The sequence below is a fragment of the Thermodesulfobacteriota bacterium genome (genome assembly GCA_034189135.1).
GTDB lineage: Bacteria > Desulfobacterota > Desulfobacteria > Desulfobacterales > JAUWMJ01 > JAUWMJ01.
On sequence record JAXHVO010000098.1, the window covers coordinates 33131 to 50288 of the forward strand.

A 17158-nucleotide genomic window follows, 5' to 3' on the forward strand; every position below is an offset into this window, starting at 1 on the left:
ATCTCATCCATGTGTTATGCACGCAATTCTTCAGCTCTTTCTTTAAAGCCGCAGGGTTTATCTTTAGCTACAGCGCACGTTGTGTCCACGGCAGCAGGTGTATCTTCATCAATATTGTCCTGCTTAATATCGAATGTCTCCCTCATGCCAAATTCGGCCTGCTTGCCGTCATTCCACTGCTTGACAGGTCTTAAATATCCCACCACCCTTGAATAGACTTCTGTTTCCTGCTGGCAGACAGAACACTTTTTCTGTTCACCGTTAAGATAACCATGGGTGGGGCATACACTGAAAGTCGGTGATATGGTAAAATAGGGAAGCCGGTAGTTATTGGCAATCTTTTGGATCAGTCTTTTGAGTGCCGTGGTGTCACTTACCAGCTCTCCAAGGAAAATATGCAGTACCGTTCCACCGGTATATTTTGTCTGCAGATTATCCTGCAGCATAAGGGTTTCAAAAATATCGTCGGTATAGTTTACCGGAAGCTGAGTGGAATTGGTATAATACGGTGCTCCTCCTTTTTGGTAGTCATCTTCATTGGCACAGATAATGTTGGGGTACATTTTTTTATCAAGCAGGGCCAGGCGATAGGTGGTCCCTTCCGCTGGTGTGGCCTCGAGGTTAAAAATGTCCCCGGTTTCTTCCTGCAGCTGTGAAATCATGTCACGCATGAAATCCATCACCTTAAGTGAGAAGGCCTGACCAGACGGACTGGTAATATCCGTTCCTAGAAAATTGAGGCATGCTTCGTTCATGCCGATAATACCGATAGTGGAAAAATGGTTTTTCCAGTAAAGACCGCTGTTACTTTTAATTTCTCTTAGATAAAACTTTGAGTAAGGATAAAGGTTCTTGTCGGTAAATTTTTCCAGGACTTTACGTTTGATGGCAAGGCTTTTAACGGATAAAAGCACTTTTTCTTTTAAGTGGCTAAAAAAATCTGCTTCATTTTTTGAAACATAACCGATTCGCGGAAGGTTGATGGTGACCACACCGATGGACCCGGTGAGGGGGTTTGCCCCAAAAAGCCCGCCGCCTCTTTTTAAAAGTTCCCTGTTGTCCAAGCGGAGACGGCAGCACATGGATCTGGCATCGTCTGGAGACATGTCTGAATTCACAAAGTTGGAAAAATAAGGAATTCCGTACTTTCCGGTCATCTTCCAGATCATTTCAAGGTTTGGATTTTCCCAGTCAAAGTCGGCGGTAATATTATAGGTGGGAATGGGGAAGGTAAAAACTCTTCCTTTTGCATCCCCTTCCATCATCACTTCGGCAAAAGCCTTATTGATCATGTCCATTTCCCGCTGGAATTCGGCATAGGTTTCCTCTTTCTCAACCCCGCCGATGATTATGGGATTGTCCTTGAGAATCACCGGTACATAAAGGTCCATGGTGATGTTGGTAAAAGGGGTCTGAAACCCAACACGGGTAGGAATATTGATATTAAAAACAAATTCCTGCAGTGCCTGCTTCACCTCCTTGTATGTCAGGTGATCATGGCGTACAAATGGAGCAAGAAGTGTGTCAAAGTTGGAAATAGCCTGAGCACCCGCCGCTTCACCCTGCAAGGTGTAGAAAAAATTAACGATCTGTCCCAAAGCGGATCTGAGGTGCTTGGGAGGGGCGCTTTCAACTTTTCCCTCAACGCCCTTAAATCCACTTTTAAGCAAATCCTGCAGGTCCCACCCGACGCAATATACGGAAAGGAGACTTAAATCGTGCACATGAAGATCACCTTTTTTATGTGCACGTCGAATTTCAGGGGGATATATTTGCCCAAGCCAGTATTCGGTGGTTACATCTGAAGATATATAGTTGTTAAGCCCCTGGAGCGAATAGCACATATTGCTGTTTTCTTTTATTTTCCAGTCCAGCTTTTTAATATAGTGTTCCACCAGGTCGATATGGGCCTTGGTTTCTATTTTTCTTATCTGGGCATGCTGTTCCCGGTATAAAATATATGCCTTGGCGGTTTTGTAAAACGGGGAGTCCAGCAGCACCCTTTCCACCACATCCTGAATTTCTTCCACCTCAAGAATGTTACCCATGCAGGTTTCATGGGCCAGAGTAAGAGCACGAAGTGTCAGCTTTTTGGCTTCTCTTTCCTCAAATTCCCCGGTTGCGTTTCCAGCCTTGGCAATGGCGGCTGTAATCTTGGATGAGTCAAATTTTACGATTCTTTCATCTCGTTTTTTAATCTCTTGAAACAATTGTACGACCTCCTCTGCTGTGAAAGAATTCCATTTTGGGCCACTTTAATTGTTAAAATGAGTGGCTTTTTATGGGATCATTTGTTTGAAAATCAGCCCGGTGAAGTTAGTGCGACTTTGGTTTACTTAAAAACGGGCCTTTTCCTATCACAACATATTGTAGTGTGTCAATAAGAAAAATCAATATATTGTGTTAATAAGTGGGTGTGATTCTAGTGATGGTTTAGCAAAAAGGCGAAATTGCCACAGAATATACGGAGCTCATCGAGATAACTAATGAATAAAACATGATGTTTTGTGTGCTATGGGCGGATTCAACGGAAAAATGGATTCTTTTCAAGTGTCTCAATATGAGCCAAAGTGTCTCAGTATGATACAAGAAGAGAGAGGTTCGGTAGGCGCTTCGCGTCGATTGAAAAAGATCTTAGGACCAACCTTTGGTTGGGTTGTTAAGGTGTGACCCAGATGTAGTCGGCATATGAAAGCTCAACTTCGGACCCTTGGGGGGCCGGATAAATGGTCTTAAAAGGCGCCTTGATCCTGGAAAAAACCCGATTGGGAATGCCGAATTTACGAATGATATGACCATTTCCGGTGAGAACAATCATCTTGTCGTTTTTTATACCACGGGTGATTGACTGGGCCATAATTTCTTCCCATACGCACTGGGCCTCATAAAAATATTCAAAACTTTTTCTTATTTTATGAGGGTGGCGTTTATATACAGATTCAACATAATTCCGATGCGCTGTGTTTGAAGTATTTATTTTGTCGGGGAGGTGCTGTTTATCATTGCTGGATAGGCTTTTAATACCGCCCACGCGGATTCTTGATTGAATATAAAAAGGTATATTAAGCCCAACCAGCCTTATTTTTTTTTCCTGTATAAAATCGAGAATATTTTTATACAAAGCAAAATCATACCTCCAGTTGGCATACCAGTGAGTCTTTTCTACAAATTCTTTTTGGTCAAGCTTGCCGTCAGACCACTGATCCAGCACATCCTGGTAAGTGTAATCAAACATTTCCATGCCTACGGCAAGACCCGGATTGGTTTTAAAAAGTTGTTTGATTACCTTCAGCTGAATTTCATGGTGGACCGGGTCTGTGTGTTTTTCACCAACAAATACAACCCGGGCAGTGTTCAGGTCAGCCAAAAGTGCATCGAATGGAACAGGTGACCGGGTTTTGGCAGAAATGATGGTCCCTTGCTCAAAAGATCTTTTAAGGTCTTTAATGAATAGTTTCTTTGGAGTCACTGCACAGCCTGCAATCATGCCGGTAAGAACGATAGAAAAAACAAGCTGACCCAAACACTTTGGATTAAGAAATATTTTTTGGGTGGTTATCATTTTCCCTAGCTTGATTTTTTTTTAATACCCAAGTAAGATGCCGACATGCGTTATGATGAAAAACCGATATATCGGAGACTGATTGTTCCCTGGTATGACTCATTGTCTGCCTGCTGTATCGTCCTGATCTTCATGATTATCGTCTTTTTGTTTGCCCTCACAGGACTGTATGTGGCATGCGAGAAAGATGAACATATCGCGCACATATGGGTTCCTTCCCTTCTTATGCTGATGAGCACATGGGTTTTCGTGTTAACCTCAATCCGGCTGATCAAACGATACAAGCGCCAGGCTTCCAAATATTTTGTTTGAAAAACCTGAGCCCGTTGTCAAACGTTTTAATCCTGCTTCTTTTCCCCCATGTCCTCTTGGATTGCTTTCAGAATTTTTATAAATATATCAGGTGGGATATAACCTTTGCGGCGCCCGATTCTATCGCCGTTTTTAAAAAGAAACCAGTTATCCGGGATGGCGGTCACACCGTACTTATATGATATTTTTGTTTCTTTTTCCGTATCGACCTTTATGGAAATAAAATGCTCATTCAGATACGCAATCACCGCAGGATTTGTAAATGTCTTCTTTTCCATATATTTGCAGGGACCGCACCAGTCGGCATGGAAATTGATATATATTTTTTTCCCTTCCGAATATCCATTGGCCACTCCTTCATCATGGGAGTACCATTTAATGCTTTTGGAAAAGGCAAAGGTATCCGGCAGTAACGCCATCAGAATAACCGCCGAAATGGCAAAGCCAATCAGTTTTTGTTTCATATGTCATATCTCGTAAATAAAAGTTTATTTTTTTAATCCTTGTTAAAGTTTTTCATCATCATTTCGCCCAGTTCTTTGGATCGAGTGGTTGCGGCTTCCACTGCATTGATGAGGGTGGTACGAAGTCCGCCCTTTTCTAAAGTATGAATGCCTGCAATTGCCGTGCCACCGGGTGAGGTGACTCTGTCTTTTAATTGTCCTGGATGCTCTTTGGTTTCCATTAATAGTTTGGCCGCTCCCAGAACGGTTTGGGATGAAAGAAAAAGAGCATCTTTTCGGGAAAGACCCATCTTTACTCCCGCATCGGCAAGCGCATCGACAATTAAGAAAATATATGCCGGCCCGCTGCCGCTTAACCCGGTGATGGCATCCATCAGAATATTTTCTTCGATAAAAACGCTCTTACCCACAGAGTCGAAGATGGCCTCGGCCAGTTTGATATCATCCTTGTGGGTGTGCGTCCCTGCAGCAATGGCAGTGGCACCTTCTTTCACAAAAGCAGCGATATTCGGCATCACCCGAACAAGACGCAGTTCTTTATTTACACAAGATGCGATGGCTGCCAGGGGAACACCCGCAGCAATTGAAATGACCAGTTTGGACATATCCAGACAGGAAGCCGTTTCTTTTAATACCGAAGACAGAATCTGGGGTTTCACGGAATAAATTATAATCTCAGACTGTTTGATCGCCTCCGGGTTGTCAGTGGTGGTCATAACCCCGTATTTGCCCCTGATGGACTCCAGAGAGTCTTCTCGAACATCCGTACAGATAATATTCTGAGGACTTGATTTTTGGGAAGACACAAGACCGCTTACCAAGGCTTCCCCCATATTTCCAGTACCGATAATGGCTATTTTTTTGTCTTTCAGCATGTCTTGAATTCTCCTTAAATTTATGATTTAATTTTTATCTTTCGGTGCAAGAAGCCAAAATTACCTCTTTCCTTGTCTAAGGCTCGTTTCAGTGAACGGGAAGGGGAAATCAGATTTTTTGCAAGATCATCCGCACCTTAGAGTTTGATTTTTTTTTAGTCAAGTAAAAACAAAAACATATCTGCTTGATCCGTTACCAGGAGCTTTATTTTTTAACCCTTTTCTTTTTTCACCGGGAATGATATTCAGTAACTACCCGTCTATTTCAAAACAAAACGCAGGAGTGAAATTATGACAGAATTAAAATTTAAAGAGGTTAAAACCACAAACTATAAAAGACCGGACATTGAAAAAGGATATTCAAATCAGACGCTGCATATTGATATCTCTGATGGTGCTGTTTCAATTAAGCCGGTTGGCAAAAAAATGAAAGACGTGTTTATCGGAGGGAAAGGCTTTGACCTTTGGCTGTTGTGGAATGCAGTTAAGCCGGATACCAAATGGAATTCAGCGGAAAATGAGATATGTATCGCATCCGGTCCTCTGGGCGGAACCCCCGTTTACCCGGGTTCAGGGAAAAGTATCGTCACCACCATTTCTCCAACCACCGGATCTGTGATGGATTCCAACGTGGGGGGATATTTCGGCCCTTATCTTAAATTCGCCGGATTCGATGCGCTGGAAGTTCAGGGCAAAACTTCCGGGAATGTGGTCATTTTCATAGACGGCATAGAGGAGAAAATTCAAATTTTACAGGCCGACGGACTGCCTGAAGATGCCTATGAGACATCATCCATTTTGACCAAACACTTTGGAAAGGAAAAACCCCGCAATATTTCCGTGGTTTCCACCGGGCCCGGAGCAAAACACACCCTTATCGGATGCCTGAACTTTTCATGGCACGACGCAAAGCGTAAACAGACAAGATATAAGCAGGCAGGACGCGGCGGAATAGGAACCGTCTTTGCTGATAAGGGAATAAAGGCTATTGTGGCAAGATGGGATACCGTAACCGTGGATACAAACAATCCGTCGGATAAAGCGGCATTAAAAGAAGTTGGAAGAATGCATTCCCGTGAGATCGTGGAACTGGATCCAAAACAAAATGAAATGGCTAAAATCGGAACCACACACCTGGTTACGATTATGAATGACCATGATCTGCTTCCCACTAATAATTTCAGATATGGTCGGCATCCGCAAGCGATCAACCTGGGGCAGGAGGTGTACCGGCATATTTTTCACAAGGGGTTTGACGGGTGTTGGATGGGATGCACGGTGGCATGCTCACACGGTGTTAAAGATTTCGTGCCCCTCACCGGACCTTACCAGGGAAAGAAAGTCTTTGTGGATGGGCCCGAGTACGAAACCATTGCAGGTTGTGGATCAAACCTGGGAATTTTCGATCCGCATTTTGTAATCGAAATGAATTTTTATTGCGACGCCTACGGCCTTGATACCATTTCAGTGGGAACCGGAATTGCTTTTGCCATGGAATGTTTTGAATCCGGTATGATTAATGAGTCTCATACCGGGGGTTTGGATCTTTCATTTGGAAATCGACCGGCAGCTCTCACTTTGGTGCACCAAATGGCCGAAGGAAAAGGTTTTGGTCGAATTGTCGGCCAGGGTATTCGTAATATGAAGCGGATTTTCAATAAAGACTACGGTGCCGATAAAACTGAAATGGAAGACATCGGCATGGAAGCCAAGGGGCTTGAGTTTTCCGAGTATATGACCAAAGAATCGCTTGCCCAGCAGGGAGGCTATGGCCTTGCCCTGAAAGGCCCGCAGCATGATGAAGCCTGGCTGATCTTTCTTGACATGGTGCATAATTTTATGCCGACCTTTGAGAAAAAGGCGGAAGCCCTGCACTGGTTTCCCATGTTTCGTACGTGGTTTGGCCTGTGCGGCCTTTGCAAGCTTCCGTGGAACGATATTGTGCCGGAAGACAATAAAGACACACCGGAGCCCGCAAAAGTGATGAAACATGTGAAGTGGTATGCAGACTATTTTGCTGCGGTGACCGGCAGACCGACGGAGCCGGACGATATAATACCCATGAGTGAAGCCGTATATAACTTCCAGCGAATTTTTAACTTAAAGATGGGTTTTGGCCGGCGCAGCCATGACAAAATTCCATACCGTGCCGTGGGACCGGTCACAGAGGGTGAGTATGAGTCACGCATGGAGCGGTATGACAAGCAATTGACGGAGCAACACCAGGTCGAAATCTCAGACAAATCCACCAAACAAAAAGTGGCCCTGTTGCGGGAGATACGCGAAAAACAGTATGAAAAATTAACAGATTCAGTTTACCAGCGCAGGGGATGGACCAAAGACGGTATTCCGAGTGTTGAAACCGTAAAGCGTCTGGGTATCGATTTTCCCGAGGTATTGGATTTGCTCAAATCTCACGAGGCATAAACAGTGGTCAGTGTGGGAGGAAAAAACATTCCCTGGTACGAAAATATGACGATCGCAGATCTGCTAAATGACATAAACGATCCATATGAGTATGTCGTTGTTCGCATAAACCAAAAATATATTTCTCGACCCGATTTTAGTAAAACCCTGGTACCTGACGATTCAACCGTGTTTCTTATCCCGATGATTTCCGGCGGGTAGCTTGCTCATCAATTGTTGCTTTCGCACGAAATATCTTGACTTATGTTAAATAATATAATTTAATTACATGGTTAAATAAGATGAACCTCTAAAAAGTGAATGTAAGGTTTTTATCTAGATGTATATTGTCGGTTATTTTTTAATGGCTGTGGCAAACGTTCTTAACTTTGTGTTGCTTTTTTTTATGTGGATCGTTATTGCGCGGGCGGTTTTATCCTGGGTGAATCCTGATCCCTATAATCCCATCGTACGTTTTATTCATAATGTCACAGAACCTGTTTTGTACCAGGTGCGAAAAAGAATACCAATTAATTTCGGCGGGATAGATTTTTCTCCCATTATCGTTATTCTGGTCATTTACTTTTTACGGGATTTTGCGGTAAACAGCCTGGTTCGGTTTTCACAATCTTTACTATAAACATAAGAAACCGACCCATTTATTAATCACAGAAGACAGGGAAAAATTATGAAAATTACACCTCTTGATATTCAACAGCAAAAATTTAAAACCAGATTCAGGGGCTTTGATGTCCAGGAAGTGGATATCTTTCTGGAACAGATGGCTGACGCATTTGCGTTTCTGCTGCGGGAAAACGAAAATCTGAAGGAAGATATCCGGCGGCTTCGAGTCGAAAGTGACGGATATAAGAACCGTGAAGATACGTTTAAACGCGCCTTGCTCAATTCTCAGAAAGTTCTGGAACAGATGAAGGAAAATGCCCGAAAGTCGGCGGAGCTGGTCGTTGCAGAAGCGGAAGTTAAAGCGGAAAAAATCTTAAGCAAAGCCCACAACAGACTTTCACAATTGCACGAAGATATCTCGGAACTTAAACGCCAGCGCATGCAGATCGAAGTGCAAATCGGATCTGTCATCGAAGCCCATACCAAACTGCTGAAGATCGGAAAAGAGGCGATGAGAGCAACGGATGAAGAAGATTCGAAGTTAAAACTTCTGCAGCAGTCAAAGTAAGTTAAGGGCCTAGACTAATTTACTAATCCCCGGAGCTGATAATGGCAAGAATAGATGCTTTTTTTAAATTAATGAATGAACAGGGCGCATCTGACCTACATCTTATTTCAGGACAACCCCCTGCCCTTAGAATAAGGGGTGATATTGAACGGGTAAAGTATAAAGTTCTGGATGATGATGACTTAAGAAGTATGCTCTATGAAATTTCACCTGAAGAGAAAGTAAAAATATTTGAAGAATCAGGTGATGTTGATTTTGGTTACGAGATACCCGGACTGGCCAGATATCGCGCCAATTTCTTTATGCAGAAAAATGGTATTGGAGCTGTTTTCCGGGAAATTCCCAGTACAATCATGACGGTGGAACAGCTGGGCCTTCCTTCTGTCGTATCCAAACTGGCAACGCTTCCAAGAGGGTTGGTTCTGGTGACCGGGCCAACAGGAAGCGGCAAATCCACAACCTTGGCGGCAATCATAGATGTGGCAAACCGCAGCCGTAAAGACCATATCATTACTATCGAAGACCCCATAGAATTTGTTCACCAGAGTCAAAGTTGTATTGTGAATCACCGCGAAGTGGGAATCCATACAAATACATTTGCCGCCGCCCTGCGTGGTGCACTTCGTGAGGATCCCGACATAATCCTGGTTGGAGAAATGAGAGACCTTGAAACCATCGCCCTGGCCATAGAAGCGGCATCCACCGGACACCTTGTTTTCGGCACTCTCCATACCACCAGTGCACCAAAAACCGTGGACAGAGCAATCGAAGTTTTTCCTTCGAGCGAACAAGCGCAGATTCGTTCCACCTTAGCCGATGGACTCAGGGCCATTATCGCCCAGGTGCTTTTTAAACGCATTGATATCAAAGCCCGCTGTGTGGCACTTGAAATACTGATTGCCAATGCAGCTGTGCGAAATCTGGTTAGAGAAGGAAAAACCCATCAGATTCCATCCATGATTCAAACGGGGAAGAAATACGGGATGCAGCTTTTAGATGACGCAATAATGGAGCTGTATAATAAGGGGTGGATCAGTGCAGATGAAGCTTATATGAAGGCAAATGAAAAGCCCAAATTCCGACCGCTGTTAACTGCACCACCTGCGGACTTTACTGAAGTATAGCATTCGATAGTTGAAAACTGGCGGATAGAATAAGTGAGCCCTAGAGATCATTGATAAAAGCACCCAAACGATACGGTTTGAGGCAAAGCTTCGATAGGATCTATTATGAAAAAACAGGAAATTGACCTTATTCTTACCAGGATGCTTGATGCCCATAAAAGCGTTTCCGATCTTAATCTTACGGTTGGAAAGTCCTTTCAGGTGGAGAGTGACGGAGAACTGGTCGCCGTTAAGATGAGACCCAGTTTTAAGGAGCTGACACCGTTTCAAACAGAGATTTTTGCACTTAACCTGATTAATAACGATCGCCGTCTGAGCGAGAACCTTTTATCCCAGGGATCATGCGATTTGTCATACAGCCTTCCCGGTAAAGCACGATTCAGGGTTAATATTTTTTCCCAGTCCGGATATCACTCCATAGTCCTGCGAAAACTTGAATCTAAAATACCGACCATTGAAGAGTTGAACCTTCCGGATGCCATGTACAAGATTGCCCAGGAAAGAAATGGCATTGTTTTTATTACCGGTGCCACCGGATCAGGGAAAACGACCTCTCTTGCCGCCATCTTAAATGAAATAAATGAAAATAAATCCGTTCATGTGGTCACCCTTGAAGATCCTGTTGAATACCAACATCCCCATAAAAAATCCACATTCAATCAAAGAGAACTCGGTATCGATTTTGATACCTATGCCAATGGACTCAGAGCCGCACTCAGGCAGGCACCAAAGGTAATTTTGGTGGGTGAAATGCGTGACAGGGAGACAGTGGAAATCGGACTGAACGCTGCTGAGACAGGGCATCTGGTGTTGACCACCCTTCATACCATTGATGCCGGATCAACCATTAATCGTATTCTGGGTATGTTTCACATTGAAGAGGAGCACCAAGTGAGAATTCGTCTTGCCGATTCTGTCAGGTGGGCTGTGAGCCAGCGGTTACTCCCCAAAATTGGCGGCGGTCGTGTCGCAACGTTTGAAGTCATGGGGGCAAACCTGCGTGTTCAGGATGTTATTCTTAATGGCGAGTCTGAAGGAAAGACTTTTTACAATATTATGAAGGACGGCACCGCTTTTGGCATGACCACATTCGACAATCATATCATCGGCTTGTATGAGCAGGGGCTTATCACTCGGGATATGGCCATATCCTTTTCCTCCCGTAAGGGAGTGGTGGGACGCGGGATTGATCTAATAGATAGTGCCCGTGGTAAATCCACCACGATGGAAAAACCTAAAGTGGACTGGAATTATTCAAGGAAGGCACACAACTAAATAAAAAAGGGGGCTTGCGGTCATCTCTTATGGATATCATATGCGAGAAATGCAAAAGTAAGTTTACCATACCTGATGAAAAGATACCGGACGGCAAAGTCCTATCCACACCATGCCCCAAATGTAAAAATGTTCTTTACATAGATTCTACTGAGAAGCAAGGGGCTCCGGCCGGTGGAGAATTTTACCCGGATCCTTCCGGTAATGCTGAAAAATCCTTTGATTTTATTGAGGAAGAAGGTAATACCGCCCTTGTATGCGAACAGGACTCCGATATCAGAAAAAAGGTAATCGACACGCTTGATATAATGGAATACCATGTCACTGTTGCGGAAAGCGGCAGAGATGCATTAAAAAAGATGCGATACCATCTTTATGATCTGATTGTAATTAACGAAACCTTTAACTCCGACAAACCTGACTCAAACATGGTGATGTTATACCTTGAGCGTCTTCCCATGTCCGTGCGTCGAAATACTTTTGTGATAATGATAAGCTCCAGATTTCACACCATGGATCGAATGCTGGCCTTCAGGTACAGTGTCCACATTATATTAAATTCAAAAAACATTGATGATTTCGGTAAGATCGTAAGCCGGGGATTAACAGACAATGAGCTGTTTTACCAGGTGTTCAATGAATCTCTTAAGGCCGTAAATCGTATGTGACTATTATTTTGCGGTGATAGCACATGGAAAATATACAAACATATACATGCCACCAATATAGACAGGAAATGATGCTTTTGAGCCTTAAAAATCGCTTATCCGCTGGAAATCTGTCTGATGAAGAAAAGCAAAACCTTATCCAAGAGATTAAAAAACTGGAAGCGGTTATGTGTATGGATTAAACCTGACAATCTGGTAAATATTGAACGACCAAAGGCTTTAACAGGTACAGTTGTTGGATGCAAACATTACCCATGTTTCAAACGACCTTTTTCTTATCACCCTTACTCCGCCGATACCGGGATTTGATGATTTTATCGGATGCTGGCTGTACAGGGGAAATACATCATTTATTGTCGATCCCGGACCTTCGGTAACTTCAAAGGCGTTGGCAAGCGCTTTACAACAGCTTAAAATCAGCCGTCTCGATTATATTTTCCTTACCCATATTCATATCGATCATGCAGGCGGTGTGGGAAATATTGCCGCACTTTTCCCTGAATCCCCCGTTATCTGTCATAAAAGCGGAATTCCGCACCTGGCCGATCCTTCTCGCTTATGGGAAGGATCAATAAAAACCCTTGGAGACACGGCAAAAGCCTATGGCCCGATTAAACCGGTCTCTTGCAACCGTTTGATACCGGCCGATGAATTCAAGTCTGACCTTATCACACCGGTCTTTACTCCAGGGCATTCCCCCCACCATGTCAGCTACCTGACAGAAAAATATCTGTTTGCCGGTGAAGCCGGGGGGGTATTCCTGTCCCTTGATTCCGGCAGCGAATATCTGCGCCCGGCAACTCCCCCCAGATTTTTTCTTGAAATATCTACTGACAGTATTGATACCCTCATAGAAAAAAAGCCCCGGAATATATGTTACGGCCACTATGGGATCAAAGAAAATGCTGTGGAAATGCTAACCAAACATCGAAAGCAGCTTTTGCGGTGGGAAAAAATTATCAGAAGAGAAATTCAAAATAGCAGTAACGACTTTCGGACGTCCTGCTTTAACATACTTTTAAAAGAAGATCCCCTCCTGGCCGGTTTTTCCCATATGAGTCAATCTGTGCAAAAAAGAGAGCGGAGATTTATTCTAAACAGCATCAAAGGATATGAGGGGTATTTTAAATCTATGGAAAAGCAGCGTTAATATGAATTGCAAAATAAACCGAGGGTAGGTTTTTAAAAATTTTTCCTATCTACATGATGAAAACCATCCAGCCCTTGTTGACCCGGTTCTTTATGATGTGTAGGCATTAAAAGTGGCCCTGTTTTTTGTTAACATTTCCCCTGTCAGAAGATCTTCCAGTGCATCATCGTAATTTTCTTTTTTTACGCCAGGAATGAGCCTGTGCTTTGCCACCGTTCCCAACAGAGCCATATTCTGCATCCTTGAATCTTCCACTGCTTGGGTATCTACCTTGATGTCGGTTACAAAAACGGTTTTGCATGCATTTTTAATATCATTTGCAGCAATCTCACTGTTAAGATCCAGACGAACCGGAAGAGGTTGCCAGGAGACATCCAGATAGACCAGGGTGCCCCCGGTTTTTAGTGCCAGATCCAGTCCCCGCATGGCTTCATGAACCTCCATAGCCAGAACAAGATCCGCACTATTTTTCATGATTAAGGGGGAATGGACCTGCTCTCCACACCGAATCCTTGAAACCACGGTGCCCCCTCTCTGGGCCAGTCCGTGGGTGTCTACGGCAATGGCATTAATTCCGGCATGATCTATTCCTCGTAACAAAGCCTGGCTTAACAATCCAATACCCTGACCGCCAACACCTGTGATATAAATATTAAACGCCTTCATTTTACTCCTTTATCAAAACCGATGGCCTGTTCCGGACACGAGGGCCTGCATGATCCATCCCCGATACATAGATCAAGATTGATATCAACACTCCCATCCGGTTGTCGCATAAATGTCGGGCAGCCGAACTGCTCCACACAGACATGGGTTCTGGCACAGGTTTCCTGGTCAATGGCAATATGCTTTTGCACATACCCGGGCTTTTTTCGTTGAAGCCTTGTAAGCTTCAGCATACAGGGGTGTCTGGCAATGACCACACTGATGCCTTTGATTTTCATGGATGATTTCACCAGATCCGTTAATTTGGCTTGGCTGTATGTATCACATGAAAAGACATTTTCAATGCCCAACCCCTTTAAAAGATTCTCGATGGGAATTTTGATGCCCGCATGATCCTGGTGCCCGGTCATGGCGGTGGTGCCGTTGTCCATAATAATCAGAGTAATATTGTGGTTATTAAATATGGTATTGATTAATCCCGGCAGACCGGCGTGAAAAAAGGTTGAATCGCCTAAAAAAGCCACCACCCTTTTGTTATCATTAAACAGTGAGAGCCCGGAAGCCATAGCGGAAGAAGCACCCATGCACATTAAAACCTCGCCCAAATTATAAGGCGGCATGTATCCCAATGTGTGACAGCCGATATCCGCGACTGTAACATCTTCTTTTTTCAAAGCTTTTTTGATGGCAAAAAAGGCGCTTCTGTGGCCGCAACCGGGGCATAGCTGGGCGGGTCTCGTAGGGACTTGAAATGGCGGCACCAAAGCGTCGGTTTCACCGCCTATGATGTCCGGCCATACGGCTGCAAGTTTGTCCTTTACTTTATCCGGGGTATACTCACCCACATAATCTTCATCATCCGCTTTTCCGATCAATCTGGTATTCAGTTGGGAATCATAGGCCAGGGCTTTTATCTGAATTTCAAGAATGTCATCCAGTTCCTCCAGAATCAGAACCTCGTTATGAGCCCTTAAAAACGAGAGAATACCGTCTTTCGCAAGTGGATTAATAGCACCCAGCTTTAAGATATCCGGTTTGTAATGGGTCTTTTCCAGCACATCCAGTAATGATAAATAGGTCAATCCGGAGGTAATAACCCCCTTTCCCCGATGGCTATTCGAGTTTAATTCTCTATTTAAACCGGTATCTTTAATATACTGTTTGGATCGATGGAGTTTTTTAATTGATTTTCGTTTCATCTCCAGCGCCAATGTAGTCAAGGCGATATATGGACCATTTTCCGAGTTAAAATTCGCTAAATAAGGGGTGGTATTTTTATAGCTGGCGAATGATATTTTTTGTCTTGCATGGCAGACATGGGTGGTCAGCCTTAATACCACGATGGTTTGCTGTTTTACTGCAAGCGCTGCTGCATGTTTATAATATGCATAGGCTTCTGTTGGGGAAGCTGGTTCAAAAACCGCTACCCTGGACATTTTATAGACATTCCTGTTGTCCTGCTCATTCTGGGACGAGTTCGCTCCCGGATCATCTCCTACAACAACTACCATACCGCCGATGATATTCATCAATCCCAGCTGAACAAAGGTATCAAGGGCCACATTCAACCCCACGCTCTTAAAAAATACGCAGGACAGGTTACCGTTTAGCGCCGCCCCGAAGGCCACTTCGGTGGCAACTTTTTCATTGACTGAAAATTCAAAATAAAAGGGGAGTTTATCACTGGGGATGCTTTGGATGGCGGTTGCGATCTCAGGGGTGGGTGAACCGGGATAAGATGTTACCACCTTTGTTCCTGTTTCCACCATTGCCCGGACAACCGCCTCATTCCCCATTAAAATTTCTTCAAATGAATTTTCACCGATAAGGATATCACCTAATTTTTTCATATGCTTTTCCAGGGAAAATGTTGAAGTTTAATCACTACCATACCATAAAGTTAGTTGATAAACACTAAAATAGTTTTAAGCCAAGGATCATTTTTCAGGGACTGCCGGACTGGTGTCGTTGAATCGGTTGCATATTTCTTCATGCTTTTTTCAGCTGCTTTAGGGGCCCGGTCAGGTTGTTAACGAGGGGTTTGGTTGGTATATCCTTTCATAAAGCCCAAAAGCTTCAGCAGCAGCAATGAGCCGGAGAGAATACCGGCAAAAACAAGCACTGTCAGTCCGACACTCCATTCCCACCACAACGGCGCATTTACCAGAAGTGTGCACCCGCCGACAATGGGAAGGACAAATATATTCATCACTGCGATCTCAAATGCCACCGGGGTTTTGAATTCAGGATCTACCATTCGAAGGAGTAACAGACCACAGGATACCGTTCCGGTTACCGTACCAAATATGGCCGCCGAACGCTCCAGCCCGAAGGCATCCAGCTTTTTACCGAAGTGGAAAACGAGAAGCGTTGTCAGCACCCCGTTGGTGATTGCGATCAGACCGATGGGCAGTATGTAATCCCAGATGACCTGGAGTTGAATGGCGGCAACGGTGGCAACAATAAGATAATCCACCGACCAGCCCGTAATTCTTCTCTGGATACCCGGATCGGCCAGGTAATCGGTACCGGTCAACTTCATCAGCCATTTTACGATCAAAGCGATTCCCAATCCGAAAAAAAAGAAAAACCCCCACAGGATCGTTGCCACGTCAGGCGAAAACATCGTACCGAGGATTGTTATAAACGCATAGGTCATTCCGTAGACCACTCCCACCAGGGCTGCCTGGAACGCAAGGGTATCCGCATTGCCGGTGTGAATCGTCAGACGGCCGGCTGTCTCATTTTGGCTGCCTTTCGGTAAAAGGCCGATCATAAAATCTCTGGAAAGCTTCCCTGAGCCGCAAGTTGCGTGACCTTTGCGAATGCCGAAATTGACCATAGGGACCCCCACGAAAAAGGCGATAAAATAACCCACCGCAGCGAAGGTAAGCCCGATGGTGGCTGCGTTGGTAAACCCCAACAATTCCCAGGTCTTGCCGATTGAGAGTGCCTGGCCGGGACCTTCGTTGAATCCAAGGGGCACCAAAAATCCAAAAGTGGGAAACAGCTCAAGCCCGACAATCCCGAAGGCAATGACAAAAAGCCCTCCCACCATGGCCTGCATCGGAAAGGTCAGGCCCTGTATCAGGGCCATCCAGGCCGGTCCTTTGAGCTTCTGCATGCCGGATACCGGGTGAATCGGGTCGTCGTTTCGGGAAAGTCCCACGGAAATAAAAGAGATATTAAAAAAATGATAGGCAAAGGTCTCAATGTTGGAGACCTTAATATCTATCACTCCGGTGTGGATAAAAACCAATCCCAACACTCCTCCGATCAGGCAACTGGGGAAAAGGAACTTCTGTAAAAATCCTACCTTTGCGCGTAGGCCAACTCCCACCACCAGCAGGCAGGATAAAAATACGAATACCAGCATTGAATCAAATGGAAACGGGCTGTTCATGTTGATCTCCAAAAATTAGTGGTAAACGGTGATTGAACCGTTATATAAAATGATTTCAGTG

General features: G+C 44.4%; 17 protein-coding genes. 10 read left to right on the forward strand and 7 right to left on the reverse strand.

What is annotated here, in order from left to right; all coding sequences use genetic code 11:
• Positions 1 to 14 precede the first annotated feature (14 nt).
• Complete coding sequence (locus tag SWH54_14610; protein MDY6792491.1) at positions 15 to 2210, reverse strand: ribonucleoside triphosphate reductase; 2196 nt, start codon at positions 2208 to 2210, stop codon at positions 15 to 17.
• A gap of 449 nt (positions 2211 to 2659) precedes the next feature.
• Positions 2660 to 3562 (reverse strand): ChaN family lipoprotein, encoded by a 903-nt coding sequence (locus SWH54_14615; GenBank protein ID MDY6792492.1) that lies wholly within the window; start codon positions 3560 to 3562, stop codon positions 2660 to 2662.
• A 45-nt stretch (positions 3563 to 3607) separates the two neighbouring features.
• Here SWH54_14615 and SWH54_14620 point away from each other — a divergent pair, with 45 nt between their 5' ends.
• On the forward strand, positions 3608 to 3874 hold the full coding sequence (locus SWH54_14620) for a hypothetical protein (protein MDY6792493.1): 267 nt from the start codon (positions 3608 to 3610) through the stop codon (positions 3872 to 3874).
• Between the two features lie 26 nt (positions 3875 to 3900).
• On the opposite strand, the gene SWH54_14625 is transcribed toward SWH54_14620, so the two are convergent.
• On the reverse strand, positions 3901 to 4338 hold the full coding sequence (locus SWH54_14625; protein ID MDY6792494.1) for a thioredoxin family protein: 438 nt from the start codon (positions 4336 to 4338) through the stop codon (positions 3901 to 3903).
• 32 nt (positions 4339 to 4370) lie between these two features.
• A complete protein-coding gene (gene proC, locus SWH54_14630) occupies positions 4371 to 5213 on the reverse strand; it encodes a pyrroline-5-carboxylate reductase (GenBank protein MDY6792495.1) in 843 nt (280 codons plus the stop codon).
• A gap of 291 nt (positions 5214 to 5504) precedes the next feature.
• On the opposite strand from proC, the gene SWH54_14635 reads away from it, so the two are divergent.
• From SWH54_14635 to SWH54_14675, 9 genes are all read left to right on the forward strand, one after another.
• Positions 5505 to 7640 (forward strand): aldehyde ferredoxin oxidoreductase C-terminal domain-containing protein, encoded by a 2136-nt coding sequence (locus SWH54_14635; protein MDY6792496.1) that lies wholly within the window; start codon positions 5505 to 5507, stop codon positions 7638 to 7640.
• 3 nt (positions 7641 to 7643) lie between these two features.
• Complete coding sequence (locus tag SWH54_14640) at positions 7644 to 7841, forward strand: MoaD/ThiS family protein (GenBank protein MDY6792497.1); 198 nt, start codon at positions 7644 to 7646, stop codon at positions 7839 to 7841.
• A 118-nt stretch (positions 7842 to 7959) separates the two neighbouring features.
• The gene (locus SWH54_14645; protein MDY6792498.1) at positions 7960 to 8259 is read left to right on the forward strand and encodes a YggT family protein; all 300 of its coding nucleotides are present in this window, start codon (positions 7960 to 7962) and stop codon (positions 8257 to 8259) included.
• Between the two features lie 48 nt (positions 8260 to 8307).
• Positions 8308 to 8811: a DivIVA domain-containing protein gene (locus SWH54_14650; protein MDY6792499.1), complete on the forward strand. Its 504-nt coding sequence runs from the start codon at positions 8308 to 8310 to the stop codon at positions 8809 to 8811.
• A 41-nt stretch (positions 8812 to 8852) separates the two neighbouring features.
• Positions 8853 to 9935 (forward strand): type IV pilus twitching motility protein PilT, encoded by a 1083-nt coding sequence (locus SWH54_14655; GenBank protein MDY6792500.1) that lies wholly within the window; start codon positions 8853 to 8855, stop codon positions 9933 to 9935.
• Between the two features lie 105 nt (positions 9936 to 10040).
• The gene (locus SWH54_14660) at positions 10041 to 11210 is read left to right on the forward strand and encodes a PilT/PilU family type 4a pilus ATPase (GenBank protein MDY6792501.1); all 1170 of its coding nucleotides are present in this window, start codon (positions 10041 to 10043) and stop codon (positions 11208 to 11210) included.
• 29 nt (positions 11211 to 11239) lie between these two features.
• Positions 11240 to 11878, forward strand: coding sequence for a zinc-ribbon domain-containing protein (locus SWH54_14665; GenBank protein ID MDY6792502.1), 639 nt, complete (start codon positions 11240 to 11242; stop codon positions 11876 to 11878).
• 23 nt (positions 11879 to 11901) lie between these two features.
• On the forward strand, positions 11902 to 12060 hold the full coding sequence (locus tag SWH54_14670) for a hypothetical protein (protein ID MDY6792503.1): 159 nt from the start codon (positions 11902 to 11904) through the stop codon (positions 12058 to 12060).
• 53 nt (positions 12061 to 12113) lie between these two features.
• Positions 12114 to 13028, forward strand: a complete 915-nt coding sequence (locus SWH54_14675) for an MBL fold metallo-hydrolase (GenBank protein ID MDY6792504.1) — start codon at positions 12114 to 12116, stop codon at positions 13026 to 13028.
• A 90-nt stretch (positions 13029 to 13118) separates the two neighbouring features.
• Here SWH54_14675 and SWH54_14680 read toward each other — a convergent pair whose 3' ends face one another.
• The 3 genes from SWH54_14680 to SWH54_14690 all read right to left on the reverse strand — a co-directional run bounded on the left by SWH54_14680 (position 13119) and on the right by SWH54_14690 (position 17097).
• Positions 13119 to 13694 (reverse strand): 2-oxoacid:acceptor oxidoreductase family protein, encoded by a 576-nt coding sequence (locus SWH54_14680; protein ID MDY6792505.1) that lies wholly within the window; start codon positions 13692 to 13694, stop codon positions 13119 to 13121.
• The gene (locus tag SWH54_14685; GenBank protein MDY6792506.1) at positions 13691 to 15544 is read right to left on the reverse strand and encodes an indolepyruvate ferredoxin oxidoreductase subunit alpha; all 1854 of its coding nucleotides are present in this window, start codon (positions 15542 to 15544) and stop codon (positions 13691 to 13693) included. Before SWH54_14685 ends, SWH54_14680 begins: the two co-directional genes overlap by 4 nt.
• 179 nt (positions 15545 to 15723) lie before the next feature.
• Positions 15724 to 17097, reverse strand: a complete 1374-nt coding sequence (locus tag SWH54_14690; protein ID MDY6792507.1) for a hypothetical protein — start codon at positions 17095 to 17097, stop codon at positions 15724 to 15726.
• Positions 17098 to 17158: the final 61 nt, after the last annotated feature.